This is a genomic window from Halomonas profundus (assembly GCF_020865425.1).
GTDB lineage: Bacteria > Pseudomonadota > Gammaproteobacteria > Pseudomonadales > Halomonadaceae > Vreelandella > Vreelandella titanicae.
This window is the reverse complement of sequence record NZ_CP086344.1, coordinates 4,046,599-4,072,317: the sequence shown is the minus strand read 5'-3', so window position 1 is coordinate 4,072,317 and position 25,719 is coordinate 4,046,599. Positions and strand designations below refer to the sequence as shown.

The 25,719-nt window shown below is 54.1% G+C and carries 15 protein-coding genes and 3 rRNA genes; 12 read left to right on the top strand and 6 right to left on the bottom strand.

The window, feature by feature from the left end; translation table 11 throughout:
- Nucleotides 1–116 precede the first annotated feature (116 nt).
- Nucleotides 117–1,067 carry a thioredoxin-disulfide reductase gene (gene trxB / locus LMS44_RS18650; RefSeq protein ID WP_022522012.1) on the top strand — a complete coding sequence of 317 codons (951 nt, stop codon included), beginning with the start codon at nucleotides 117–119 and terminating at the stop codon, nucleotides 1,065–1,067.
- A gap of 43 nt (nucleotides 1,068–1,110) precedes the next feature.
- Here the strand turns inward: trxB and LMS44_RS18645 are convergent, their stop codons facing one another.
- Nucleotides 1,111–1,647, bottom strand: a complete 537-nt coding sequence (locus tag LMS44_RS18645; protein ID WP_022522013.1) for a GspH/FimT family pseudopilin — start codon at nucleotides 1,645–1,647, stop codon at nucleotides 1,111–1,113.
- 134 nt (nucleotides 1,648–1,781) lie between these two features.
- On the opposite strand from LMS44_RS18645, the gene thiO reads away from it, so the two are divergent.
- A complete protein-coding gene (gene thiO / locus LMS44_RS18640; RefSeq protein WP_498946040.1) occupies nucleotides 1,782–2,897 on the top strand; it encodes an NAD(P)/FAD-dependent oxidoreductase in 1,116 nt (371 codons plus the stop codon).
- Here thiO and LMS44_RS18635 read toward each other — a convergent pair.
- On the bottom strand, nucleotides 2,894–3,166 hold the full coding sequence (locus LMS44_RS18635) for a PP0621 family protein (RefSeq protein ID WP_022522015.1): 273 nt from the start codon (nucleotides 3,164–3,166) through the stop codon (nucleotides 2,894–2,896). The two genes, thiO and LMS44_RS18635, sit on opposite strands and share 4 nt — an antisense overlap.
- A 143-nt stretch (nucleotides 3,167–3,309) precedes the next feature.
- On the opposite strand from LMS44_RS18635, the gene LMS44_RS18630 reads away from it, so the two are divergent.
- Complete coding sequence (locus LMS44_RS18630; protein ID WP_022522016.1) at nucleotides 3,310–4,944, top strand: NAD+ synthase; 1,635 nt, start codon at nucleotides 3,310–3,312, stop codon at nucleotides 4,942–4,944.
- 27 nt (nucleotides 4,945–4,971) lie between these two features.
- On the opposite strand, the gene LMS44_RS18625 is transcribed toward LMS44_RS18630, so the two are convergent.
- The 3 genes from LMS44_RS18625 to LMS44_RS18615 all read right to left on the bottom strand — a co-directional run bounded on the left by LMS44_RS18625 (nucleotide 4,972) and on the right by LMS44_RS18615 (nucleotide 9,980).
- Nucleotides 4,972–7,128 carry a putative bifunctional diguanylate cyclase/phosphodiesterase gene (locus tag LMS44_RS18625; protein WP_022522017.1) on the bottom strand — a complete coding sequence of 719 codons (2,157 nt, stop codon included), beginning with the start codon at nucleotides 7,126–7,128 and terminating at the stop codon, nucleotides 4,972–4,974.
- A gap of 89 nt (nucleotides 7,129–7,217) precedes the next feature.
- A complete protein-coding gene (locus LMS44_RS18620; RefSeq protein WP_022522018.1) occupies nucleotides 7,218–8,927 on the bottom strand; it encodes a methyl-accepting chemotaxis protein in 1,710 nt (569 codons plus the stop codon).
- Between the two features lie 237 nt (nucleotides 8,928–9,164).
- Nucleotides 9,165–9,980 (bottom strand): outer membrane protein assembly factor BamD, encoded by an 816-nt coding sequence (locus tag LMS44_RS18615; protein ID WP_022522020.1) that lies wholly within the window; start codon nucleotides 9,978–9,980, stop codon nucleotides 9,165–9,167.
- A gap of 200 nt (nucleotides 9,981–10,180) precedes the next feature.
- Between LMS44_RS18615 and rluD the strand changes: the two genes are divergently transcribed.
- From rluD to clpB, 3 genes are all read left to right on the top strand, one after another.
- On the top strand, nucleotides 10,181–11,140 hold the full coding sequence (gene rluD, locus LMS44_RS18610; protein ID WP_009287556.1) for a 23S rRNA pseudouridine(1911/1915/1917) synthase RluD: 960 nt from the start codon (nucleotides 10,181–10,183) through the stop codon (nucleotides 11,138–11,140).
- Nucleotides 11,137–11,892, top strand: a complete 756-nt coding sequence (gene pgeF, locus LMS44_RS18605) for a peptidoglycan editing factor PgeF (RefSeq protein WP_009287557.1) — start codon at nucleotides 11,137–11,139, stop codon at nucleotides 11,890–11,892. The genes rluD and pgeF overlap by 4 nt, the downstream gene beginning before the upstream one ends.
- A gap of 166 nt (nucleotides 11,893–12,058) precedes the next feature.
- Complete coding sequence (gene clpB / locus LMS44_RS18600) at nucleotides 12,059–14,656, top strand: ATP-dependent chaperone ClpB (protein WP_138799447.1); 2,598 nt, start codon at nucleotides 12,059–12,061, stop codon at nucleotides 14,654–14,656.
- A gap of 90 nt (nucleotides 14,657–14,746) precedes the next feature.
- Here the strand turns inward: clpB and LMS44_RS18595 are convergent, their stop codons facing one another.
- A complete protein-coding gene (locus LMS44_RS18595; RefSeq protein ID WP_414123734.1) occupies nucleotides 14,747–16,126 on the bottom strand; it encodes a sugar porter family MFS transporter in 1,380 nt (459 codons plus the stop codon).
- A 719-nt stretch (nucleotides 16,127–16,845) separates the two neighbouring features.
- Here LMS44_RS18595 and LMS44_RS18590 point away from each other — a divergent pair.
- From LMS44_RS18590 to rrf, 6 genes are all read left to right on the top strand, one after another.
- Nucleotides 16,846–18,570: an acetolactate synthase 3 large subunit gene (locus LMS44_RS18590; RefSeq protein ID WP_053856978.1), complete on the top strand. Its 1,725-nt coding sequence runs from the start codon at nucleotides 16,846–16,848 to the stop codon at nucleotides 18,568–18,570.
- Entirely contained in the window at nucleotides 18,570–19,061 is a 492-nt protein-coding gene (gene ilvN, locus LMS44_RS18585) for an acetolactate synthase small subunit (protein WP_009287561.1), read from the top strand. Before LMS44_RS18590 ends, ilvN begins: the two co-directional genes overlap by 1 nt.
- A gap of 216 nt (nucleotides 19,062–19,277) precedes the next feature.
- Nucleotides 19,278–20,183, top strand: a complete 906-nt coding sequence (gene pssA, locus LMS44_RS18580; RefSeq protein WP_414123735.1) for a CDP-diacylglycerol--serine O-phosphatidyltransferase — start codon at nucleotides 19,278–19,280, stop codon at nucleotides 20,181–20,183.
- Nucleotides 20,184–20,680: 497 nt separating this feature from the next.
- A 16S ribosomal RNA gene (locus LMS44_RS18575) occupies nucleotides 20,681–22,213 on the top strand.
- 309 nt (nucleotides 22,214–22,522) lie between these two features.
- Nucleotides 22,523–25,412 (top strand): 23S ribosomal RNA (locus LMS44_RS18570).
- A gap of 153 nt (nucleotides 25,413–25,565) precedes the next feature.
- Nucleotides 25,566–25,681: ribosomal RNA gene (rrf, locus tag LMS44_RS18565) — 5S ribosomal RNA — on the top strand.
- Together the 16S, 23S and 5S rRNA genes form the textbook arrangement of a ribosomal RNA operon.
- The last annotated feature ends 38 nt before the right edge of the window (nucleotides 25,682–25,719 follow it).

Sequence of the window (25,719 nt, the reverse complement as noted above, 5' to 3'; positions counted from 1 at the left end):
ACCTTGCAATAGCTTGTACTTGGCACCATTTCAGGCAGACTCTGTGGCTAATTTTTTCAAAGCTATTAACACAGCTAGCGACAAAGCTATCAGTCAGATATTTACAAGGTGGTGTCATGGAAACTCGTCATGAGCGTTTGATTATTCTTGGATCCGGTCCCGCAGGCTATACGGCTGCCGTCTATGCTGCTCGGGCCAACCTGAAGCCGCTGCTAATTACCGGTATTCAGGCGGGTGGCCAACTGACCACCACAACCGATGTGGATAACTGGCCCGGCGACGCTCAAGGCGTACAGGGGCCGGAGTTGATGGAGCGCATGAAGCAGCACGCCGAACGTTTCAATACAGAGGTGCTGTTTGATCACATCAATGAGGTTAGCTTAAGCGAAAAACCGTTTACCTTAAAAGGCGATAGCGGTATTTATACTTGCGATGCGTTGATCGTGGCCACCGGCGCCAGTGCCCGTTACCTGGGTCTGCCCACTGAGCAGCAGTTTATGGGTCAAGGGGTGTCGGCCTGCGCTACCTGCGACGGTTTTTTCTACCGCAATCAGGAAGTCATTGTGGTGGGCGGCGGCAATACCGCCGTGGAAGAGGCGCTCTATCTCTCTAACATTGCTTCCAAAGTGACCCTGGTACACCGCCGTGACACGTTGCGGGCGGAAAAAATCCTCCAAGATAAGCTGTTCGAGAAAGCTGAGGCGGGCAAAATCGTTCTTGAGTGGTTCCAGGAAGTCGAAGAAGTGCTCGGCGATAACTCCGGTGTTACAGGCGTTCGGGTGAAATCCACTAAAGATGGTTCAAGCAAAGAGATCCATGCGCCTGGGCTGTTTATTGCCATTGGCCATAGCCCCAACACGGGGATCTTTGAAGGCCAGCTGGACATGAACGGCGGCTATATCAAAGTGCATTCAGGCCTTGAAGGGAATGCAACCGCGACTAGCGTACCGGGCGTATTTGCCTGCGGCGACGTGATGGATCACATTTATCGTCAAGCAATCACTTCAGCTGGCAGCGGCTGCATGGCAGCGCTGGATGCCGAGCGCTATTTAGACGGTATTGCTTAAAACCATTGTCACAACGCCGTGAATGAGTTGAAGCGCCTAATGATTAACAGTCGATAGGCGCTTCATCAATCCTTAGCCGCCCTAATTGGCTAAGTACCAGCTTTTTACCCTTAGAGCCCACGGCGCCGCTGGTTGAGCAAATAGCAAAACTGCCGTTATAACCGCTGGTATAGCCCAGCGGGCTGTAACGGATACGCGACCAGCCCCGGTTGTAGGTCACTTGTGTGCCTTGTTGCGCGGGCACAATGCGCAAAATGTCTTCTTCAGTGATGCTATCGGTTTTATTGCCCCACACAATCATAAGCTCTCCACCCCAGTCATTAGCGCAAGCCTCACGGTTCTGCGAGGCTGGGCAAAGCGTCAGCTGGCGGCGTTGGCTAATCGCTGTATTACGCGCGAACGAAAACGCACTCTGGAATCGATTGACCTCGCTAGTCTGTGCGGTACGCTCCCCCAATGCTTGAAAATTGGGTAGCCCCCAGGCGGCGATGATTCCAACCAACAGCAGGGTGATCAATAGCTCGAGCAGTGTAAACCCGCTTTCAGGTGTGGTGTGCGTCTTGACGTAAAAACTGCTCATCGCCTCTCCTCACTTGACCTTGTTATCGCCCGCGCTATGCTCACTCTCCTTTACCAGTAGCGAACATATCGTCGTTAATAGGTCATCCTAGGCGGCGCTACGCTTTTTTTATGTAAGCCAAAACGGACAATTTTGTGAGCGATTTCTTAATTATTGGCGGCGGCGTGATCGGTATGATGACAGCGCTGCAGTTAGCCGATGCCGGTCACCAGGTCACACTGGTTGATCGTGGTGAGTGCGGTAAAGAGGCATCCTGGGCGGGCGGTGGTATCGTTTCGCCGCTCTATCCCTGGCGATACGATACTGTGGTATCGCAACTTTCCCGCTGGTCTGAGGGGGTTTACCCCTCTTTGGCTCTGCGCTTATTGGAAGAAACCGGTATTGACCCCGAATATCGCCAAAAAGGGCTGCTCTACCTAAATGTGGACGATGACGATAAAGCGCTGCAATGGGCGCGCCAGCTGGGTAAACCACTAGAGCGGGTAGGGGCAGACTTTGTTCACGCAAAAGAGCCTGGTGTGGCAATGGCTAACGACAGCGCACTGTGGATGCCGACACTAGGTAGCGTGCGCAATCCACGGTTAGCCAAGGCTTTGAAGGCGCGGTTAGCGGCGATGCCCCAGGTAACGCTGAAAGAGCAGTGCGAGGTCAGTGGTTTTATTCAACAGGGTGGCAAAGTAGAGGGCATCGTTGAAGGCGTGGTGACGTCTCAGGGGCTGATAACGGCTGAACGCATTATTGTTTGCGGCGGCGCTTGGGCTGCGCAGCTCTTGTCGCAGTTGAATGTGCAGTTGCCGGTAAGACCCGTTAAAGGTCAGATGATCGCTTACCAAGCACCCAAAGGGTTGGTGCAGCGCGTGGTGTTAAAAGATGGACGCTATATTATTCCGCGTGCAGATGGCTTGCTATTGGTCGGTTCTACGCTGGAAGAGGTGGGTTTTGACAAGCGCACCGATGAGGCGGCATTGGCGTCGCTAAAACAGAGTGCTGAAGCTATTCTGCCCGCTTTGGCAACGTGCCCGGTAGCGCACCAGTGGGCCGGCCTGCGGCCTGGATCCCCAACGGGCATTCCCTTTATCGGCGCGCTGCCTGAATGGAGTAACGTCTTCGTCAATGCCGGGCACTATCGCAACGGTTTGGTGCTGGCGCCTGCCTCGACCCATTTACTGGTGGATCAACTGCTGGGGCGCGAGCCACTAATTGACCCCGCGCCTTACCAACTTACGCCAGAGCGGCTAATACAGGCTTAAGGTGTGCCGTCTTTATCCTGCTGCTCCTGCAGGTAGCGGTCGCGATGGGCGCTGGAGCAGAACCATTGCTCCTGGTCACGCAGTGCTTCGTCTTCAGGAACGTGGACCTCACACCAGCGGCAGCGCACCATTTTGCCACCCTCGTGGCGGTTGACTTTTTTATGCTGCGCTTCATGCTCAAGCTTACGTTGCCGGTATATGCCGTATAGCTTTAAACCGGCATAGAATATAACGGCGAAGATAATCAGCCGAATGATCAAGAGGTTCATCCTTTTGTGTCTCCCAAAGTGGGAATCTAGGCACAAGGCGTTAGGATAGACCCGCAGCCTTTGCCAGTTGGCGGCCCTTGCGGGACAATACGACTATGTCGGTGTAACCCTATTTTAAAGATTCTCAAGAGATTTTGACGCCCATGCAAGACTTAACGCTGGTAATGGCCCAACTCGATCCTCTGGTCGGGGATATTCCCGGCAATGCCGCACGCGCGATTGAAGCAGTGCGCGAAGCGCGGATTGAGCATGGGGCGGATATTGTTGTCTTTCCAGAGCTTTTTTTGTCAGGCTACCCACCGGAAGATCTGCTGCTGCGCCCCTCAATGGAAACCCGCCTGCGTGAAGCTCGTGCGCTAATGGCATCGAAGGTCGCCAGTGATGTGTTGGTGATCATTGGCTATCCCGGCGTGCGGGAAGGCCGCTGTTACAACTTGGCGGGCCTGCTTTACAACGGCCAGTGGGAAGCTGAGTACGCCAAGCAGGCGCTGCCTAACTACCAAGTGTTCGATGAGCAACGCTATTTCACGCCCGGCACTGAAACGCTGGTGTATGAGCATAAAGGCGCCAAACTGGGCATCGTGATCTGCGAAGACCTATGGGATGGCGCGCCGGTTAAGGCCGCTGCACAAGCGGGTGCTGAGGTACTGGTTTCCTTGCACGCCTCTCCCTATCACCAGGACAAGCCCGCGGAACGGCTGCGCCTGTTGGAGAAACACGCCCAGGATACGCAGCTTCCAATTGTGTATGTGAACACCATCGGTGGCCAAGATGAACTGGTCTTTGATGGCGGCTCTTGCTGCGTTGACGCCAGCGGTGAGCTGCAGGTGCTGGCACCGTATTGGCAGGCGGGCCTGATGCCAGTTCAGTTTTTGCAAACCAGCGCGACGGTCTGGGAACCCCAAGCCGGAGAGGTTGACCCCGAGGTAGAACCGGAAGAGAGCCTTTACTGTGCGTTAGTTACCGGGCTGCGCGATTACGTCAACAAGAGTGGTTTTGAGGGCGTTGTGTTGGGGCTTTCCGGCGGTATCGACTCAGCGCTTTCGCTGGCGATTGCGGTTGACGCACTGGGCCCTCAACGGGTGCAGGCGGTGATGATGCCGTACCACTACACCGCGGATATCTCCAAGCAGGATGCTGCAGAACAGGCCAAAATGCTCGGCGTCCACTATGAGATCATGCCGATCGAGCCCATGGTAGAAGCCTTTATGGGCACGCTGGCAGAGAGCTTCGCGGGAACTGAGCGAGATACCACCGAAGAGAACCTACAGTCCCGCTGTCGCGGCGTACTGCTGATGGCGATCTCCAATAAAAAAGGCTTGATGGTACTGACGACTGGTAACAAGAGCGAAATGGCGGTGGGCTACGCCACGCTGTATGGCGATATGGTGGGCGGTTTTAATGCCATCAAAGACGTGTATAAAACCTGGGTGTATCGCTTGGCTCGCTGGCGCAATACGCAATCACCTGCGATCCCCGAGCGGGTCATTGAGCGCCCACCCAGTGCGGAGCTGGCGCCGGATCAGCAGGATAGCGACTCTTTACCCGATTACGACGTGCTCGACGCTATCCTATTAAGCTATATCGAAGGCGACATGAGCGCTGAAGCGATCATCGCTGGTGGCTTTGACGCTGAAGACGTCTATAAAGTGGTGAAGCTGGTTGACCGCTGCGAGTATAAGCGCCGCCAGGCGCCCATTGGTGTCCGGGTGACGCCGCGGGGCTTTGGTCGCGACCGCCGCTATCCGATCGTCAATGGTTGGCAGCCCGGTGAGTAAGCCTTTATGACGGGGACTACCTCCGTATTAGGCGAGCATTGGTGGTGCAGCCAAACTGCGCTGTATCATCTCTGCAGCGGATACCGGCTTGCAAAAATAATATCCTTGGAAGGCATGACACTGGTGTTCGTTTAGGTGGCGCCAGTGTTCTTGGTTTTCGACACCTTCGGCGATAACCTGCAACCCGAGCGAACGCCCCATGGCAATAATGGTTTGTACGATGGCCTTATCGTCCGTGTCTTTATGCAGGTTGCGCACAAACGATTGATCGATTTTGATTTGATCTAAAGGGAGCCGTTTGAGGTACTGCAGCGACGAGTAGCCAGTGCCGAAATCGTCCAAGGAAAAGCTAACTCCCAGCGCTTTCAGCTGGTGCATGCGGGCAATGATGTCATCTATTTCGCCAATCATAGTACTTTCTGTCAGCTCCAGCTTTAGCCGGTGGGCCGGAGCACCGCTTTTGGTTAGCACGCCGCAAACGGTGTCCACGAAGTCGGGCTGTTGAAACTGTTTGGCGCTGACGTTGACTGCTAATGTTAGATGCTGCGTGTTTTCGTCATTTGCCCAGATGACTAACTGTTCACAGGCTGTTTCGAGTACCCAGTTGCCAATCGGCATGATTAGACCCGTTTCCTCAGCTAGGGGGATAAAAGTACCCGGCGAGACAAACCCATGACGCGGGTGTTGCCAGCGGATCAATGCTTCTGCGCCAATCGCCCGCCCAAGGCTGTCTACCTGCATTTGATAGACGAGTATAAATTCATCTCGCTCAATAGCCAGCCGCATATCATGCTCTAACTCAATGCGGGCTTCTAAATCGGCTTGTACCTTTGGGTCGTAAAAACGAATGTTATTGGGGCCTGATTTTTGGGCTAAGTGAACGGCAGCGTTGGTATATTGAAACAAGTTGTCGACCGTGTGCTCTGGCCCGTTAAACAATGCAATACCCATGCTCAAACTAAGAAAATGTTCTTGCCCTTCTAGCTGGAAAGGCTGATTGAGTTTGTGCTGTATCTGTTCGGCCAATGCCTCGGCTTTTTCGGCCGCTTTTAGGTGTTCTCCAGCCAGGCCGTCTAATATGACCATGAACTCATCGCCGCCAAGGCGGCCAATGGTGGCGCCTTCGACTTGTAGGTCGGTAAGGCGCTGGGCAATAAGCTTGAGGAGGTTATCGCCCACGCGATGGCCGCTGCTATCGTTGATGCGCTTGAAGTTATCCATCCCCAGATACACTAGCGCGCCAAATGTGCTGGCCTGTTGGTTGGTATCCAACGAATGCTGTAGATGCTCTTTCATCAAGCGCCAGTTAGGTAGTTTAGTTAGCGTGTCGTAATAGGCGAGCCGGTGAATCTTTTGCTCGGCTTCACGGCGCTGCTGCTCGGCATCCTTGAGCGCGATCAAAGCGCTGGCAATCCGCTTCAAGGGGCCGCTATGCTGCTGTCTCATCTGCTCAATAGCGTGGAAGTCCGGCAACGGCTGTCGGCGCTTAGAAAGCGATAAAATAGCGTCTCCCACTACCATCAACCGTTTATTGATGCGCCAGGAAGCAAAAAATGCTGCGCTGATAAGCACACCCATCATGGCAATGCCCAGCCAGATGGTGGTGCTATGAGAGCGTGTAAGTGCATCAAATGAAAGGTCATGACGCTCCTTGGCACGCAGGGTTAAGGCTTCGAATATTTGCTGGGAGAATAGCGTAAAGGTGTTGAAGTGGTTTTGCGCTTCTTTGAGGAAGAGGGCGGGGTCGCCCAGTTCTCGTGCTGCTGACTCATTGGCCATACTGACAAAACGCTGATATTGCCGGAACGCACTTTGAAGGGCGGCGGTACTGTCCTGGCTTAAGTCGATAAGCAGGGGGGAGGTCGCCAGGGTGTCCACGCTTTGGCCGATCTGGTTAAGCTCTTGCGCAATCTGACTGTAGGCCGTATAGCGTTGCGAAGTACTTAGCTTTGTTACTTCAGTGTCGATCAATAAAGCAGTGATACGTTGGTGTAAGTCGCTAAGCTGGCGATCAAAGGTCGCCATTTGAACCAAAGTGTCTAAATCATTGGTCTGTAAAAGGTTGCTTTGCTGCGACTGTTCTTCCAGCACCTTCATGGCGATTGTCAGCATCAGCAGGGCAGGTAGTACCACCATTAAAATAGGTAACAAAAAAACCATTAAAAGGCTTTGGGTGGATTTCATTACAACCTCGGGCAAGGCAATAAAGAACGGCTCCTAACCCTTAGGAGCCATTTCTCTCTACACTATAAACGGCCAAAATCGTTATTAGTTTAGAAGTTTTCCCACTTAGGTTCGCTTGGCTGAGGTTTCGCAGCCGCGAGTGTAGGTTTGTTAGTGCCTGGAATGCGTGCAGGTGCAGGTGCCAATGCAGTGTGCTGCGGCTGTGCATTTTGAAGGGTCTTCGGCAGCTTGAAGACTTCCATGGCATGCAGTAGAGAGTGGGCATTCTGACGTAGGTTATTGGCGGAGGTGGCGCTCTCTTGTACGAGTGCGGCGTTCTGCTGAGTGACTTGATCCATCTCGGTCACCGCCCGGCCCACTTCTTGTACACCGGTACTCTGCTCAGCACTGGCGTAACTAATCTCCTTCATGATACTGGTTACCCGCTCGATAGCCGCGACAATCTCTTCAGTCGATTTACTGGCTTCTTCAGCGCGCTCATTGCCGTGGTTTACCCGCTCAAGGTTGCTGGAAATCAGAGCGTTAATTTCGCGTGCCGCATCGGCACTGCGCTGGGCGAGCCTGCGTACCTCTTCCGCGACTACTGCGAACCCCCGGCCATGCTCGCCTGCACGGGCGGCTTCGACCGAGGCGTTAAGCGCCAGAATGTTGGTTTGGAAAGCAATTGCATCGATAGTGGAGATGATACCGGCAATTTCCTGTGAGCTTTTGTTGAGGTCATTCATGGTAGCAACGACCTGACTAACCGCTTCACCACCTTGCTTGGCTGTACTGGACGCGCTGGTAGCCTGTTGGCTGGCCTGCTCGGAATTATCAGCATTCAGTTTTACCGTGCTGTTGAGTTGCTCCATTGCCGAGGCCGTTTCCGCTAGTGCACTTGCCTGCTGCTCGGTGCGTGAAGAGAGGTCGTTATTGCCTTCAGCAATTTGCTCGCTGTTGCTGGCCACCGCCTCCGCTGAGGCGCGCACCTGGGTCACAATGGTTTGTAGCTGATGCGCCATCGCGACCTGTGACGCCATGATGCTGCGGGTGTCGCCCTTCTTAAGCTGCCCATGACTGGTTAGCTCGCCGCGGCCAATCGCTTCCGCAAACGCTTTGACTTCGTGGGGCTCTGCGCCCAGTTCACGCAGTAGCTGGCGGGATAAAAACACTGCAATCAAGCCGCCAACCAGTAAAGCGAACAGTGTTAGCCCCAGCATCTGCATCTGGAAGCCGGAGGCGGTATCGCGGGCTGTTACCGTGGTGGTGTCGTTCAGTGCTTGCTGAAGCTCGATAAACTGATTAATGCGATTAAGCCACTCGGCGTAAGCAGGCCCCGCTTCTTCGAGTAACAGTGTCTGTGCATCGGCAAATTGATCCTTTTGGCGAAACTCCATGACTTGCTGGGTGAGTGACAGGGTTGTGGCGGCTTGGGCGTCAATGCTGTCTAGAATGTTTCGCTCTTCTTGACCGCTGGGGTACTCGCTAGACACTTGATGTTCGCCTTCGGATGCCGTCACGTAGTCACTGCTTAGGCGCTCCATTTCACTGCGTAAAGCATCTAACCGAGTATCGTCTTGGGTGAGTACCACATCGCGCAGAGCAATGGCTCTATCATGCACGCTGCCGCGCATATCTACTGCAAACCCAAGCTTGGTACCGTTAACATCATTAATGGTCGTTAAGTCGCGATCAATTTGATTGACTTGGTAAATACCTACGGCTGTTAGCAAAACCAACAGCCCGAGTAAGGCAGAAAAACCGAGCGTTAAACGCGTGCTTATTTTGGTGTTGCTGGAACCGGCGTTAAGAAGTGGCATTGATTGCTCCCTTAGGCGCCGTTAAGACGCTTTATCATGTAAGACGAGCTAATTATGCCCTGTTGTACAATATTTGTATAGAAAATAGTGTTATCTGTATAATATTGCCATCCTGTTTTTATTTTCCCCTTTAAAGTTATTCGCTTACTGTTCTTTTTGAATAAAAAAAACCACGCCGAGGCGTGGTTTGGTAGGTAAGTGTTGTACAGCTTTTAGCGATTGAAAGCTCGCAATGGTTTAATCATTTTGACCTAAATGCTTGGGAACAAAGCGGCTGCCCTGCAATTGCTCATGATCAGGCGCGTTCTCGCGCAGTACTGCGAGGACTTCATTGGCGCGGTCATCCATGTCTAGGCCTTGATAGCCTTCCACCATGGTGGCTAGGGCATCCCGGGTAGCGTTCGACTCTGGGTAGTTTTCGATTACCCAGCGGCCGCGTTCAACCGCTGCTAGATAAGCGCCGCGGCGCAGGTAGTAATCGGCAACGTGCAGTTCATGGCGGGCCATCAACTCACGTAAGTAGACGATACGCTGCTGGGCATCAGCAGCGTATTCACTCTGCGGATAACGCTGAATCAGCTCGCGGAAGTCATTGTAGGCATCACGGGAAGCGCCCAAATCACGCTTGGAAATATCAATCAGGCGTAGGCGCTCCAGGCTGAAGCGGCCTGCTTGCCAGGCGGAAAGACCACGCAGGTAGTACGCGTAATCCACCTGGGGATGGTCAGGATGAAGGCGAATAAAGCGGCTAGCAGCTGCCCGGGCTTCTTCCCAATCGCTGTTTTCATAGTAGGCATAGATCAGCTCGAGCTGTGCTTGCTCAGCATGGACACCAAACGGGTAGCGGGTATCGAGTGCTTCTAAACGCTCTATCGCAATCGGGTAGCGGTTGCTGTCGAGGGCTGTGCGGGCCAGCTCATAGAGCTCACGCTCCTGAACCCCAGCAAATTCATCGTCCTCTTCTTCACTTGTATCGTTACTCGCACAGCCCGCTAGAAGGGCAAGGCTTAGGGCTAGAGCACCAAAGCGGTTGGCAGCTGAAATAACGCGCATCATCATCCTCGTTGCAAACAAGCCTCGATCACCAAAAAGCGACGATGGCCATAAGTAGAAATGGTAGAATAGGTCGCAGTCCGCCCACTATAAAACACCTCGGCTCAAAACGCAGGCTTAGCGACGTTTCGTCGGGTGTCGTCACAGCTTATTTTTCCATGTCAGGGCTGGGGGTTTTTGCGTCTAAAAAGAGGTTTTTCATGTCTCGAACAGTTGAAGACACGCAGCGCGTGCCCGCTACGTTGGCCGGTGCGCGATTAGACCAAGCGGCGGCTGAGTTGTTCAGCGATTACTCCCGCGAACGCTTAAAAGCGTGGATTAACGCTGGTGAGTTGACGGTGGACGGCGCGCAAGCCAAGCCGAAAGCCAAGCTGCATGGCCATGAAGTGTTGGCGCTTCAGGCCACCATCGAAGACGATACGCGCTTTGAAGCCCAGGACATTGCGCTGGATATCGTTTACGAAGACGACACGGTGATGGTCATCAACAAAGCTGCCGGTATGGTGGTGCATCCTGCCGCAGGCAACCCGGATGGCACACTATTGAATGCACTACTGCATCACCAGCCGTCGCTTGCCGAAGTGCCCCGGGCTGGCATTGTTCACCGTTTGGATAAAGATACGACCGGTTTGATGATGGTAGCGAAAACGCTGCCCGCCCAAACGGCTCTGGTTGAACAGTTGCAGGCGCGCAGTGTGTCGCGTCAGTACGATGCTGTGGTGATTGGTAAGCCGGTGTCGGGTAGTACCATTGACGCACCCATTGGTCGTCACCCTAAAGACCGTAAACGCCAGGCCGTGACGGCTTCGGGTAAACCTGCCATTACCCATTTTCGCGTGGTTGAGCGCTTCCGTGCTCACACTCATGTGCGCTGTAAGTTGGAAACGGGACGTACCCACCAAATTCGCGTGCACATGGCCCATGCTCGCTATCCGTTAATTGGTGACCCCATGTATGGTGGTCGTGCCAAATTACCACCGGGGGCTGCTGAGCCGCTGAAAGAGATCCTGCGTGAGTTCCCTCGTCAGGCCCTTCACGCGCGTAAGTTGATTTTCAAACATCCGGTAAGCGGCGAAACATTAACGTTTCAGGCAGACCTCCCTGATGATTTGTTAATGTTGTTGGATTACCTGCGCGAAGATAATGAGACTATGCGATGAGCGATGCCATTAATTTACGGCCAACGCTTTTAGTGCCCGACTGGCCAGCGCCGACCAACGTGCGTGCCTTTGTGACGACCCGTGAATCGGGGCCTAGCCAGGGTGATTTTGCCGCTTTCAATACCGCCTCCCATGTCGGCGATAATGCTGACCATGTGGCGTTGTGTCGTCGTTTGCTGCAAAAGGAAATTGGCGATGAGCGGCCTCTGTTGTGGCTGAACCAGACCCACGGCGCCCGTGTGCAGCAGTGTTATCAGCCCGAGGCTGCCGACGCGGATGCAGCCCTTGCGACCTCCAATGAGTACGCCTGCGTCGTACTGACGGCAGACTGCCTGCCGGTGATGTTCTGCAATCGAGCGGGTACCCAGGTGGCGGTTGCTCATGCCGGTTGGCGCGGTTTGGCGGGCGGTGTGCTGGAAGCAACCATTGCCGCGATGAACACTGACCCAGACGATATTCTGGTGTGGTTAGGGCCTGCTATCTCCAACGCTCAATTTGAGGTTGGCCCTGAGGTTTACGGCGCCTTTGTTGCCGTTCACCCGGATACCGCTGACGCCTTTGACCATAGCCCTTACCGGTTGGGGCATTATATGGCCGACTTATACCGGCTGGCGCGCTTTCGGTTAGAGGCACTGGGCGTCAATCACATAAGCGGCGGCCACTTCTGTACTGCCTGCGAGTCGCGCTTCTACTCCTTCCGTCGTGATGGTGGCAAAACCGGGCGAATGGCAAGCGTGATCTGGATCAATTAATGTGAATTAAAGCTTCCATAAGTCAGCGGTTTACACTGCCACCTCTTGAAAAGCATGGAACTGACGCCATTTAACTTGTCAAGCTAATAGTGATTTAGCACGTCTAATGACACGTTATCGGGTCACGCGGTGCGTCCAAACGCACGGCTACCCCAGGAGGAATTCCATGCGTTTTGATAAATTTACCGCCAAGCTTCAAAGTGCGATTGCCGAAGCGCAGTCGCTGGCCGTTGGCCGCGGTCATAATCAGCTAGACCCAGCGCACTTGCTGCTGGCCCTGCTTGACACCAAAGACACCGGTATTAAAGCCCTGATTGAAAAAGCCGAGGGCAATCCTTCGCGTCTGCGCGATGGGTTGGTGCAGCAGTTGGATAACCTACCCAAGGTGGGGCAGTTCGACGGCGAAGTGCAGCCATCGCGGGACTTCATCAAGCTTTTTAACTTAACCGATCGCGAAGCGCAGAAGCGCGGTGATCAGTTTATCGCCAGTGAACTCGTTCTATTGGCAGCGCTGGAAATGAATTCAGCGATTACCAAGCTGCTTAAAGACGCGGGGATTAACCGTAAATCTCTTGAAGCCGCCATTAATAGCCTGCGTGGCGGTGCTACCGTCGACGATGCCAACGCCGAAGATCAGCGCGAAGCGCTCAATAAATACACCATGGATCTTACCCAGCGCGCGCTGGACGGCAAGCTCGACCCGGTGATCGGCCGCGACGACGAAATTCGCCGTACGATTCAAGTGCTGCAGCGGCGTACCAAGAACAACCCGGTGTTAATCGGTGAGCCGGGGGTGGGTAAAACCGCCATTGTCGAGGGGTTGGCCCAGCGCATCGTTAACGGCGAAGTGCCGGAAGGCTTGAAAGAGAAGCGCGTGCTCTCGCTGGATATGGGCTCGCTATTGGCGGGTGCCAAATTCCGTGGCGAGTTTGAAGAGCGCTTGAAAGCGGTACTTAAGGAGCTTTCCCAGGAAGAAGGCCGGGTGATCCTGTTTATTGACGAGCTGCACACCATGGTCGGGGCAGGCAAAGCCGAAGGTGCGATGGACGCGGGCAATATGCTCAAGCCCGCCTTGGCCCGCGGCGAGCTGCACTGCGTGGGTGCGACCACCCTTGATGAGTACCGCAAGTACATTGAGAAAGACGCCGCCTTGGAGCGCCGCTTCCAGAAAGTGCTGGTTGATGAGCCTTCTGAAGAGGACACCGTGGCGATCCTGCGCGGCTTGAAAGAGCGCTACGAAGTGCACCACGGCGTGGATATTACCGACTCGGCGATTATTGCCGCGGCCAAGCTCTCGACCCGCTATATCACTGATCGTCAGTTGCCCGATAAGGCCATTGACCTGATCGACGAAGCCGCCTCGCGGATTCGTATGGAGCTGGACTCCAAGCCAGAGGCGATGGATCGCCTTGATCGCCGTCTGATCCAGCTCAAAATGGAGCGTGAGGCGCTTAAGAAAGAGACCGACGAGGCCACCAAAAAACGCCTGGAGGCACTCAATACCCAGATTCACGAGCTAGAGCGCGAATACGCGGATCTTGATGAAATCTGGAAAGCTGAGAAAGCCAGTATTCAAGGGGCTGCTCAGTTTAAAGCTGAGCTTGAGCAGGCACGCATTGACCTTGAACAGGCCCGTCGTCAGGGCGACTTAGGTCGGATGTCGGAAATTCAGTACGGTAAGATTCCAGAACTGGAGAAGAAGATTGCCGAAAGCGGGGAAGGTGAAGCGGACACCTCAAGCCATCAGTTGCTGCGTTCTAACGTCACTGAAGAAGAGATCGCCGAGGTGGTTTCCCGCTGGACGGGCATTCCGGTCTCCAAAATGCTGGAAGGCGAGCGCGATAAGCTCCTGCGTATGGAAGAAGCGTTGCACCAGCGGGTGATTGGCCAGGATGAGGCCGTCGAGGCAGTGGCCAATGCGGTACGCCGCTCCAGGGCCGGGCTTTCTGACCCTAACCGCCCCAACGGTTCGTTTCTGTTCCTCGGCCCCACCGGGGTGGGTAAAACCGAACTGTGTAAGTCGCTGGCGAACTTCCTCTTCGATACCGAAGAGGCGATGGTGCGTATCGATATGTCGGAGTTTATGGAGAAGCACTCCGTGGCCCGCTTGATCGGTGCGCCTCCTGGCTACGTCGGCTACGAAGAGGGTGGTTACCTGACCGAAGCCGTGCGCCGCAAGCCTTATTCGGTGCTTCTGCTGGATGAGGTGGAGAAAGCCCACCCGGATGTCTTCAACATCCTGCTGCAGGTATTGGAAGATGGCCGCTTAACCGACGGCCAGGGCCGCACGGTAGATTTCCGCAACACCGTGATCGTGATGACCTCGAACATGGGCTCTGACATTATCCAGCGCATGGGTGGTGACGTCAGTGCTGATAAAGACAGCGACTATGAGTCGATGAAAAACATGGTCATGGAGGTGGTGGGTAACCACTTCCGGCCTGAGCTCATCAACCGCATCGATGAAGTGGTAGTGTTCCACGCCCTGGGCCAAGAGCAGATTCAAGCCATTGCCGGTATTCAGCTTGAGCGCTTGAAAGTGCGCCTTGCCGAGCACGACCTGAAGCTTGAGGTCAGCCCAGAGGCCATGGCGCAACTGGCGGTGGTGGGCTTCGACCCTGTGTACGGGGCGCGGCCACTCAAGCGGGCTATACAGAGCCGTATCGAGAACCCGCTGGCGCAAGACCTGCTGGGTGGCAAATTTGCCCCTGGTGATACCATCCATATCAGCGCAGAAGAAGGTAAGTTGGTGTTTAGCTCATAATTGAGCTGTCACTTCGGGTAATTGAGTAGGTAAAAAGCCTCGCTAGCTTTGCTGGCGAGGCTTTTTTTGGCTTCTCTTAGTGGGAGGTTATCAGACGTTAACTCGGGCGCCTGATAGATGAACCCTGCGTAGTTTGACGTCGTTACCTACCAAGTGTTTTTGCAGCTCTTCAAGAGAAACATTACGTGTTTCCGGCATCAGGATCAGCACGAATACTAATTGCAGCAACATCATGATGGCGAAGAAGGCGAACACCGGGCCACCACTAAAAGTGCCCAGTACCCAAGGCATGACCAGGGTAATCAAAGCTGCGAAGACCCAGTGGATTGAGCTGCCAAAGGATTGACCGCGAGCACGCACATGGTTGGGGAACACCTCTGCAATGAAGACCCAGATCACCGCCCCCTGACTGATAGCATGGGCAGCAATAAACAGGGCCAGTAGCAGCGGCACCTCGATACCGCCCAGGGAATCGGTAAAGAAGGCACGTGAGATCAGAACTAATGACAACAGGTACCCTGCGGAACCGATGAACAGGAGTGTGCGCCGTCCGAACCGGTCGATCAGCGACATCCCGATCATGGTGAAGACCAGATTGACTAAACCAATGCCCGCGGTGGACAGCAGTGCCGCTTGGCTGCCGAGCTGAGCGGCCTCAAGCACGCGTGGCGCGTAGTAGATGATGAAGTTGATGCCCGATAACTGATTGAAGAAGGCGATCAGAAAGGCAAGTAGGATCGGCAGCCGATAGCGGCGAGAGAAGAAGCGTGCATTAGCGGAGCGCTCCTCGTTCTCGGCGGCTCGCATGGTGGCAATTTCCGCATCAACATCCACGTCTGGGTCGATCATCCGCAGCACGCGACTTGCTTCTTTGACGTCATTGCACTTGAGGATGAGCCAGCGTGGGCTACGCGGAACACGGGTAATCATCAGAGTATAAATCAGAGCCGGAATGGCCTCGATGCCGAGCATCCAGCGCCAGGCGATATCCCCCTCTATCATACTGCCGATGACATAGTTGGAAACGAACGCCATGAGGATACCGAAGACGATATTGAACTGGTACATGGCCACCAGCACACCCCGATGTCGAGGTGGGGCAATCTCGGAAATATAAATCGGGGCGGCGACTGAAGAGACGCCCACACCAATGCCACCGATGAGGCGGAAGAGGGCGAAGACCCAGGGGTCGGTGGCCACAGCGGATCCTATCGCCGATACCAAGTACAGAACACCAATCAACAGCAGAGTCATGCGTCGACCAAGGTGGTCGGTAGGCCAGTTACCGAAGATGGCGCCAAGTACAGTGCCCCATAAAGCCATCGACATGATCAACAGACCATGCTGCAGATCACTGAGGCCCCAGAGTGCTTGAATGGGCTTGTCGGCCCCAGAAATTACTGCCGTATCAAAGCCGAACAGGAAGCCGGCTAGTGCCACGGTAACGGACCATTGCACAATGCGTGACATGAGCTTTTCCTCGCGCTACTTGTTGCTGTAGTAGGTCAGTTGGCTGACCCTTCGTTGTTTGATGAATCGATTCACCTAATAAGTGCTAACCGTCTCCAAATAGGCTGAATTTAGAAAGCCTATGAGAAGCAAGGAAATGCTGGCGATGTTTCCTCGGAGTTGCACTTCCAGGTAATGCTGTGAGTATCAGAAATAAACTTTAGATGAATCGTGTCACCTAAAATATTACACAGCCGCACAGACGATATGCGAATTTCTCGGCTTAGACATTGGTCTCGTGCGTCGAGAATCGTATTTGGATTACCGCAACTCTGAGCCGAAAAGGGGCTCATGGGCGCATTCAGCGAGTAATGGCGGTTGACAGGGTGGGGCTGCTAATGGAATCTTGTCAGTTCCTGATTTGCGGGCGCGGATCCAACGGGCAACCCCTAATTCCCGCGCGAAGGGTAGGCGAGAGCCTCTACCCGCCGAAGGACTTCCGGGCTTGGGCTAACCGCCCAACCTGGCCAACGCCCCGACACGGCGAACTGCCGTGTAAGGGAGCGGGTGATTTATGTCGACATAAGGCACCCTCTCCCGACAAGAGTGCAGGCCCTAACCGGGCCATCTGCCAGGGTTTGGCATCAGGTGCCGGCAAGGGCCGGCAGCGGCATACCGCCGCACTCGACACCGCAGGATGTCCTGCGGATCGCACTCGAGACCTCCAGGGGAGAAATACAGTGGAACTGCTTTCCGGCGCAGATATGATCGCCCGCTTCTTGCAAGATGAGGGCATCGAATACATTTATGGTTACCCCGGCGGTGCAGCGCTGCATATTTACGATGCACTCTTCCGCCAGGACAAAGTGAAGCACATTCTGGTGCGTCACGAACAAGCGGCTACTCACGCCGCCGATGGCTATGCCCGTGCATCAGGCAAGCCCGGCTGCGTACTGGTTACCTCAGGCCCCGGTGCCACCAACGCCGTCACCGGCATCGCCACCGCCTACATGGACTCCATTCCCATGGTAGTGCTGTGTGGCCAGGTGGCAAGTCATCTGATCGGTGAAGACGCCTTCCAGGAAACCGATATCGTCGGCGTGACGCGGCCCATCGTGAAGCACAGCTTCTCGATTCGTCACCCGTCTGAAATCCCGGAAGTGCTCAAAAAGGCGTTTTATTTAGCCGCTACAGGGCGTCCGGGCCCGGTGGTGGTCGATATCCCAAAAGATATGACGGCTCCCACTGAGCGTTATGAGTACATCTATCCGAAAAAGGTCAAGATGCGCTCGTACAACCCCGTCACGCGTGGCCACACAGGGCAGATCAAAAAAGCCGTTGAGATGATACTCAAAGCCAAGCGCCCGGTGTTCTATACCGGTGGCGGCGTGGTCACGGGCAAAGCCAGCGAAGGCTTGACTGATCTGGTCGAGCAGTTGGGCTACCCGATTACCACCACGCTGATGGGCATTGGCGCGTATCCGCAAAGTGACCGGCAGTGTTTGGGTTGGCTGGGCATGCATGGCTCTTATGAGTCGAACATGGCCATGCACCACGCCGATCTGATCATTGCCATTGGGGCGCGCTTTGACGACCGCGTGACCAACAGCACATCGAAGTTCTGTCCCACAGCAAAGATCATTCACGTCGACGTTGATCCGAGCTCGATCTCTAAAACGGTGCGTGCCGATGTACCTATCGTGGGTCCGGCCTCCAGCGTTATCAATGAGATGATCAGTTTGGTGCAGGGGCATAAAATTGCCCATCCTGAAGCACTGACTGAGTGGTGGGAAAAGATTGATGGCTGGCGTGCCGACCGTGAAGGCAAGCTTTATGAGCCTTCCAAGGTGGGTGAAGCGCTTAAGCCACAGGAAGTTATTGAAGCGCTTTGTCGGGTAACCCGAGGCGAAGCCTACGTGACTACCGATGTTGGTCAGCACCAGATGTTCGCAGCGCAGTACTACAAGTTTGATAAACCCAACCGACTGATCACCTCAGGTGGTTTGGGCACCATGGGCTTTGGTTTCCCCGCCGCCATGGGTATCAAGCAGAACTACCCGGATGATGACGTAGTGTGCGTCACCGGTGAAGGAAGCTTCCAGATGATGATGCAGGAGCTCTCCACCTGTAAGCAGTACGGGGTGGGCGTTAAGATCGTCAACCTTAACAATGCGTCGTTGGGTATGGTACGTCAGTGGCAGGACTTGAACTATAAGTCACGCCACGCGCACTCCTATATGGAGTCGCTGCCGGACTTCCATATGCTGATTGAGGCGTATGGGTTTACCGCCATTACCGTCAATACCCTTGATGAATTGGAGCCTGCACTGGAGCGTGCGTTTGCTGATAAGCACGAGCTGGTCTTTCTTGACGTGAAGGTCGACCCTTTTGAGCACGTCTATCCGATGCAGGTGCCGTTAGGTGCCATGCGCGACATGCTGCTGTCTAAAACGGAGCGTACCTGATGCGTCATATCATCTCGATTCTGTTAGAAAACGAACCGGGTGCGCTGTCACGTGTAGTCGGGTTGTTCTCCCAGCGTAACTTCAACATCGAAACGCTTAACGTGGCGCCTACTGAAGACCCGTCGCTGTCGCGCTTAACGGTCACCACCATAGGCGATGACCGGGTCATCGAGCAGATCACCAAGCACCTCAATAAGCTGATCGATGTGGTTAAACTGGTGGATCTCACCGAAGGTAACCATATCGAGCGCGAGCTGATGTTGGTTAAAGTGAAAGCGCTAGGCGCGGCCCGCGATGAAGTGAAGCGCACGGTGGATATCTTCCGCGCGCAGATCGTCGACGTAACGCCAAGCCTGTATACCGTGCAGATCACCGGTGATGCGGGCAAGCTTGATGCTTTCCTTCAGGCCATGGCGCCGGTGGGTATTCTTGAGGTCGCCCGTACTGGGGTCTCGGGTATTGCCCGGGGCGATAAGGTGTTGTCGCTTTAAGCACGAAAGTACTTAGCCTTTACAGTCAGCACTTAAATGTAAACATAAGCGTCGCTTCTTTCCCGGAGCGGCGCTTTTTAGTTATTAACCTGTTAGCGCTCGCTGATGCAGACCGCGCAGGGTATCAATGCAGCAATTGGCTGGCTGAGTGGCACTCACCGTGTAGAATGAAAGCGACTACGGTTCCCGTGACTTCTCTTTTAATGGATGAAAACTATGACACAGGACGCTCGCGACCAAAAGCACTCAAACTCTGATCAGTCAAACCCAGGCCAGCCAGACTCGGCTCCGTCTGATAAAGCTGAGCAGCCAGACAGTGCTCATCAGTCAGAAGTGGGCGACAATGAAGATTTGGCGGCTGCCTTCTTGCGTGAAACCGAAGTAGTCGAAGAGGCCGTAGAGGACGGTAAAAAGATTCGCCGTCGAGGCATCTATTTGCTGCCCAACCTATTTACCACTTCGGCGCTTTTTGCCGGTTTTTTTGCAGTAGTGGCAGGCATTAATGGTGAGTTTACCTCGGCTGCCGTTGCGATCTTTATTGCCATGGTACTGGATGGCCTGGATGGCCGCGTCGCCCGTATGACCAATACGCAAAGTGAATTCGGCGCTGAGTACGACAGCTTGGCTGACATGGTCTCCTTTGGTATGGCGCCCGCTTTAGTTGCCTTTACCTGGATTCTTCAGGACATCGGTAAGACGGGGTGGGTAGTGGCCTTTCTCTATGTTGCCTGCGCGGCGCTTCGCCTTGCGCGCTTTAACGTACAAATTGGTAGTGTTGATAAAAAGTGGTTTATCGGTTTGCCGAGCCCTTCTGCAGCCGCGCTAGTGGCGGCTAGTGTATGGACGTTCCATAGCTTTGATGCTGATGCCTTTGGTTTCAAACTATTGATGTTAGTAGTAGTAGCTGCGGCGGGTGTGTTGATGGTGAGTAATATCCGTTACTACAGCTTCAAGGATCTCGATTTTAAAAAGCCGGTACCTTTTGTTGTGCTGCTAGCCATAGTGCTGGCGTTTGTGTTGATCTCGGTCGAGCCTTCAGTGATGCTGTTATTGCTGTTTGGTACCTACGTGGCTTCAGGCCCTGTATTAGCCGTTATGCGTAAGGCTAAAACGAGTAGATAGTACTTTTCTCCACTTTTTTGACAGTTATTTCAAAACAGCCCTTGCCAACCCGTCAGCGAATCCGTAAAGTACGCATCCGCTGCCGGGGACGCCAAGCGTTACCAGCGGTGAATGAAGGTGAAAACCTTCGGTTTGTCAGGAGGTTAGAGCAGGTTGTATCGCTCGCCTCGCTCGCTAAAAAAACAGCGATTGACAAACACCAGGAAATGCGTAGAATACGCCTTCCTCGCTGAGGCAAGCCAAGTCAACGGCAGCCCGGTTGCTTTCACAGCAACCTAACAGCGAAACAGCTCTTTAACAATTTGATCAGGTAATTCATGTGGGCGCTTGCTGATGTTGGTGACAAATCACCCAATATCAAGGCAAGCGACTCAAGCAATAAGGTTTTAAAGGATTCGTCCTTTGGGATCTGTTTTGAATGAATTCGTTTGAACCTTGAGCCAAGTTTGATCCGCTTTTGTTGCCTTCGGGTGACATGTAAGGATCACATAGATCTTAAACTGAAGAGTTTGATCATGGCTCAGATTGAACGCTGGCGGCAGGCCTAACACATGCAAGTCGAGCGGTAACAGGGGTAGCTTGCTACCCGCTGACGAGCGGCGGACGGGTGAGTAATGCATAGGAATCTGCCCGATAGTGGGGGATAACCTGGGGAAACCCAGGCTAATACCGCATACGTCCTACGGGAGAAAGGGGGCTCCGGCTCCCGCTATTGGATGAGCCTATGTCGGATTAGCTAGTTGGTGAGGTAATGGCTTACCAAGGCAACGATCCGTAGCTGGTCTGAGAGGATGATCAGCCACATCGGGACTGAGACACGGCCCGAACTCCTACGGGAGGCAGCAGTGGGGGATATTGGACAATGGGGGCAACCCTGATCCAGCCATGCCGCGTGTGTGAAGAAGGCCCTCGGGTTGTAAAGCACTTTCAGCGAGGAAGAACGCCTATCGGTTAATACCCGGTAGGAAAGACATCACTCGCAGAAGAAGCACCGGCTAACTCCGTGCCAGCAGCCGCGGTAATACGGAGGGTGCAAGCGTTAATCGGAATTACTGGGCGTAAAGCGCGCGTAGGTGGCTTGATAAGCCGGTTGTGAAAGCCCCGGGCTCAACCTGGGAACGGCATCCGGAACTGTCAGGCTAGAGTGCAGGAGAGGAAGGTAGAATTCCCGGTGTAGCGGTGAAATGCGTAGAGATCGGGAGGAATACCAGTGGCGAAGGCGGCCTTCTGGACTGACACTGACACTGAGGTGCGAAAGCGTGGGTAGCAAACAGGATTAGATACCCTGGTAGTCCACGCCGTAAACGATGTCGACCAGCCGTTGGGTGCCTAGAGCACTTTGTGGCGAAGTTAACGCGATAAGTCGACCGCCTGGGGAGTACGGCCGCAAGGTTAAAACTCAAATGAATTGACGGGGGCCCGCACAAGCGGTGGAGCATGTGGTTTAATTCGATGCAACGCGAAGAACCTTACCTACCCTTGACATCTACAGAAGCCGGAAGAGATTCTGGTGTGCCTTCGGGAACTGTAAGACAGGTGCTGCATGGCTGTCGTCAGCTCGTGTTGTGAAATGTTGGGTTAAGTCCCGTAACGAGCGCAACCCTTGTCCTTATTTGCCAGCGAGTAATGTCGGGAACTCTAAGGAGACTGCCGGTGACAAACCGGAGGAAGGTGGGGACGACGTCAAGTCATCATGGCCCTTACGGGTAGGGCTACACACGTGCTACAATGGCCGGTACAAAGGGCTGCGAGCTCGCGAGAGTCAGCGAATCCCTTAAAGCCGGTCTCAGTCCGGATCGGAGTCTGCAACTCGACTCCGTGAAGTCGGAATCGCTAGTAATCGTGAATCAGAATGTCACGGTGAATACGTTCCCGGGCCTTGTACACACCGCCCGTCACACCATGGGAGTGGACTGCACCAGAAGTGGTTAGCCTAACGCAAGAGGGCGATCACCACGGTGTGGTTCATGACTGGGGTGAAGTCGTAACAAGGTAGCCGTAGGGGAACCTGCGGCTGGATCACCTCCTTAAACGATGCGTCACAGTTAGTAAGCGTCCACAATGAATTACCTGATCAGAATACTGTTGATACGCAGTGATAAGTGGCTCTGTTTTTTTCACGTTAAAAAGAAAAAATAGCTTTTAAGGTCTTAAAGATCTTTTTCTTTTTTAATATGAAAGAACGCTTATCACTGCTTATAGCAGTCGCTCTTTAACAATGTATATCATGCTGACAAGAACACTTCGCAAGAAGTGGTCTTAAATTGTGATACGTCTCAAGCGTATCCGGCAAAATGAAACGTGATCATTGCGAGATGCCAGACTCCTTCGGGTTATAGGGTTAAGCAATGAAGCGCACACGGTGGATGCCTAGGCAGCCAGAGGCGATGAAAGACGTGGTAGCCTGCGATAAGGTTCGGTGAGGTGGCAACAACCTGTGACCCGGACATCTCTGAATGGGGAAACCCACTCATCACAAGATGAGTATCGTGCACTGAATACATAGGTGTACGAGGCGAACCAGGGGAACTGAAACATCTAAGTACCCTGAGGAAAAGAAATCAACCGAGATTCCCCTAGTAGCGGCGAGCGAACGGGGACCAGCCCTTAAGCATGAGACTGATTAGGCGAACACGCTGGGAAGCGTGGCCGTAGCGGGTGATAGCCCCGTAGTCGAAAATCTGATCATGTGAAATCGAGTAGGTCGGGGCACGAGAAACCTTGACTGAAGACGGGGGGACCATCCTCCAAGGCTAAATACTCCTGGCTGACCGATAGTGAACCAGTACCGTGAGGGAAAGGCGAAAAGAACCCCGGAGAGGGGAGTGAAATAGATCCTGAAACCGTGTGCGTACAAGCAGTCGGAGCCCACTTGTTGGGTGACGGCGTACCTTTTGTATAATGGGTCAGCGACTTATATTCAGTGGCGAGGTTAACCGTATAGGGGAGCCGTAGGGAAACCGAGTCTTAACTGGGCGACACAGTCGCTGGATATAGACCCGAAACCGAGCGATCTATCCATGAGCAGGGTGAAGATTGAGTAACATCAATTGGAGGCCCGAACCAGGATCTGTTGAAAAAGATTTGGATGACTTGTGGATCGGAGTGAAAGGCTAATCAAGCTCGGAGATAGCTGGTTCTCCTCGAAAGCTATTTAGGTAGCGCCTCACGTAGTACCGCCGGGGGTAGAGCACTGTTTCGGCTAGGGGGTCATCCCGACTTACCAACCCGAGGCAAACTCCGAATACCGGTGAGTAGCGCGTGGGAGACACACGGCGGGTGCTAACGTCCGTCGTGAAAAGGGAAACAACCCAGACCGTCAGCTAAGGTCCCGAAATCCTGGTTAAGTGGGAAACGATGTGGGAAGGCTCAGACAGCTAGGAGGTTGGCTTAGAAGCAGCCATCCTTTAAAGAAAGCGTAATAGCTCACTAGTCGAGTCGGCCTGCGCGGAAGATGTAACGGGGCTAAACCAGGTACCGAAGCTACGGGTTCATCCATTAGGATGAGCGGTAGAGGAGCGTCGTGTAAGCCAATGAAGGTGAATTGAGAAGTTCGCTGGAGGTATCACGAGTGCGAATGCTGACATGAGTAACGATAAAGGGCGTGAAAAACGCCCTCGCCGGAAGACCAAGGGTTTCTGTTCGACGCTAATCGGAGCAGAGTGAGTCGGCCCCTAAGGCGAGGCCGAAAGGCGTAGTCGATGGGAAACGGGTCAATATTCCCGTACCGGACATGGTTGCGATGGGGGGACGAAGAAGGCTAGGTGAGCCAGGCGTTGGTAGTCCTGGTGAAAGTGAGTAGGCCGAGACCTTAGGTAAATCCGGGGTCTTAAAGCCGAGACACGAGACGAACTGACCACGGTCAGGAAGTCACTGATGCCACGCTTCCAGGAAAAGCCTCTAAGCTTCAGATCATGTGCGACCGTACCCCAAACCGACACAGGTGGTCAGGGTGAGAATCCCAAGGCGCTTGAGAGAACTCGGGTGAAGGAACTAGGCAAAATGGTGCCGTAACTTCGGGAGAAGGCACGCCGGCATAGGGTGAAGAGACTTGCTCTCCTAGCCCGAACCGGTCGAAGATACCAGGTGGCTGCAACTGTTTATTAAAAACACAGCACTCTGCTAACGCGCAAGCGGACGTATAGGGTGTGACGCCTGCCCGGTGCCGGAAGGTTAAATGATGGTGTTAGCCGCAAGGCGAAGCTCTTGATTGAAGCCCCGGTAAACGGCGGCCGTAACTATAACGGTCCTAAGGTAGCGAAATTCCTTGTCGGGTAAGTTCCGACCTGCACGAATGGCGTAATGATGGCCACGCTGTCTCCACCCGAGACTCAGTGAAATTGAAATCGCCGTGAAGATGCGGTGTACCCGCGGCTAGACGGAAAGACCCCGTGAACCTTTACTATAGCTTCACACTGGACGCTGATGTTGCCTGTGTAGGATAGCTGGGAGGCTTTGAACTTTGGACGCCAGTTCGAAGGGAGCCAACCTTGAAATACCAGCCTGGCATCATTGGCGTTCTCACTCAGGTCCGTTATCCGGATCGAGGACAGTGTGTGGTGGGTAGTTTGACTGGGGCGGTCTCCTCCTAAAGAGTAACGGAGGAGCACGAAGGTACCCTCAGCACGGTCGGACATCGTGCATTGAGTGCAAGAGCATAAGGGTGCTTGACTGCGAGACAGACACGTCGAGCAGGTGCGAAAGCAGGTTCTAGTGATCCGGTGGTTCTGTATGGAAGGGCCATCGCTCAACGGATAAAAGGTACTCCGGGGATAACAGGCTGATACCGCCCAAGAGTTCACATCGACGGCGGTGTTTGGCACCTCGATGTCGGCTCATCACATCCTGGGGCTGAAGTCGGTCCCAAGGGTATGGCTGTTCGCCATTTAAAGTGGTACGCGAGCTGGGTTTAGAACGTCGTGAGACAGTTCGGTCCCTATCTGCCGTGGGCGTTGGATGTTTGAGAAGGGCTGCTCCTAGTACGAGAGGACCGGAGTGGACGACCCTCTGGTGTTCCGGTTGTCACGCCAGTGGCATTGCCGGGTAGCTATGGTCGGACGGGATAACCGCTGAAAGCATCTAAGCGGGAAGCCCCCTTCAAGATGAGACATCCCTGAGGCCTAGAGCCTCCTGAAGGGCCCAGCGAGACCAGCTGGTTGATAGGCACGGTGTGGAAGCGCTGCAAGGCGTTGAGCTAACGTGTACTAATGGCCCGTGAGGCTTGACCCTATAACACCCAAGGGGTCTGGTCGCGATGATGACGTCAATGAAAACCGGATACGCAGCGTGTGGCCCAAGCGACATAACGCCAGGGCGGCAGGCAATGAGACGATCACAAGATAGCAAAAACGCTAGTCAGCATGATGTACATTAACAGTTACGCCTGACGACCATAGCACGCGTGAACCACCTGATCCCTTGCCGAACTCAGAAGTGAAACCGCTTAGCGCCGATGGTAGTGTGGGGTCTCCCCATGCGAGAGTAGGTCATCGTCAGGCACTTATTTCGCAAAAAACCCAGCCAACCGGCTGGGTTT

What these genes read in the sequence shown, in the direction of transcription:
- LMS44_RS18630 (WP_022522016.1), top strand. Translation starts at nt 3,310, where the DNA reads ATGCAAGACTTAACGCTGGTAATGGCCCAACTCGATCCTCTGGTCGGG.
- pgeF (WP_009287557.1), top strand. Translation starts at nt 11,137, where the DNA reads ATGAGCGATGCCATTAATTTACGGCCAACGCTTTTAGTGCCCGACTGG.
- LMS44_RS18635 (WP_022522015.1), bottom strand. Translation starts at nt 3,166, where the DNA reads ATGAACCTCTTGATCATTCGGCTGATTATCTTCGCCGTTATATTCTAT.
- trxB (WP_022522012.1), top strand. Translation starts at nt 117, where the DNA reads ATGGAAACTCGTCATGAGCGTTTGATTATTCTTGGATCCGGTCCCGCA.
- LMS44_RS18615 (WP_022522020.1), bottom strand. Translation starts at nt 9,980, where the DNA reads ATGCGCGTTATTTCAGCTGCCAACCGCTTTGGTGCTCTAGCCCTAAGC.
- LMS44_RS18645 (WP_022522013.1), bottom strand. Translation starts at nt 1,647, where the DNA reads ATGAGCAGTTTTTACGTCAAGACGCACACCACACCTGAAAGCGGGTTT.
- clpB (WP_138799447.1), top strand. Translation starts at nt 12,059, where the DNA reads ATGCGTTTTGATAAATTTACCGCCAAGCTTCAAAGTGCGATTGCCGAA.
- LMS44_RS18625 (WP_022522017.1), bottom strand. Translation starts at nt 7,128, where the DNA reads ATGAAATCCACCCAAAGCCTTTTAATGGTTTTTTTGTTACCTATTTTA.
- LMS44_RS18595 (WP_414123734.1), bottom strand. Translation starts at nt 16,126, where the DNA reads ATGTCACGCATTGTGCAATGGTCCGTTACCGTGGCACTAGCCGGCTTC.
- LMS44_RS18620 (WP_022522018.1), bottom strand. Translation starts at nt 8,927, where the DNA reads ATGCCACTTCTTAACGCCGGTTCCAGCAACACCAAAATAAGCACGCGT.
- rluD (WP_009287556.1), top strand. Translation starts at nt 10,181, where the DNA reads ATGTCTCGAACAGTTGAAGACACGCAGCGCGTGCCCGCTACGTTGGCC.
- pssA (WP_414123735.1), top strand. Translation starts at nt 19,278, where the DNA reads ATGACACAGGACGCTCGCGACCAAAAGCACTCAAACTCTGATCAGTCA.
- ilvN (WP_009287561.1), top strand. Translation starts at nt 18,570, where the DNA reads ATGCGTCATATCATCTCGATTCTGTTAGAAAACGAACCGGGTGCGCTG.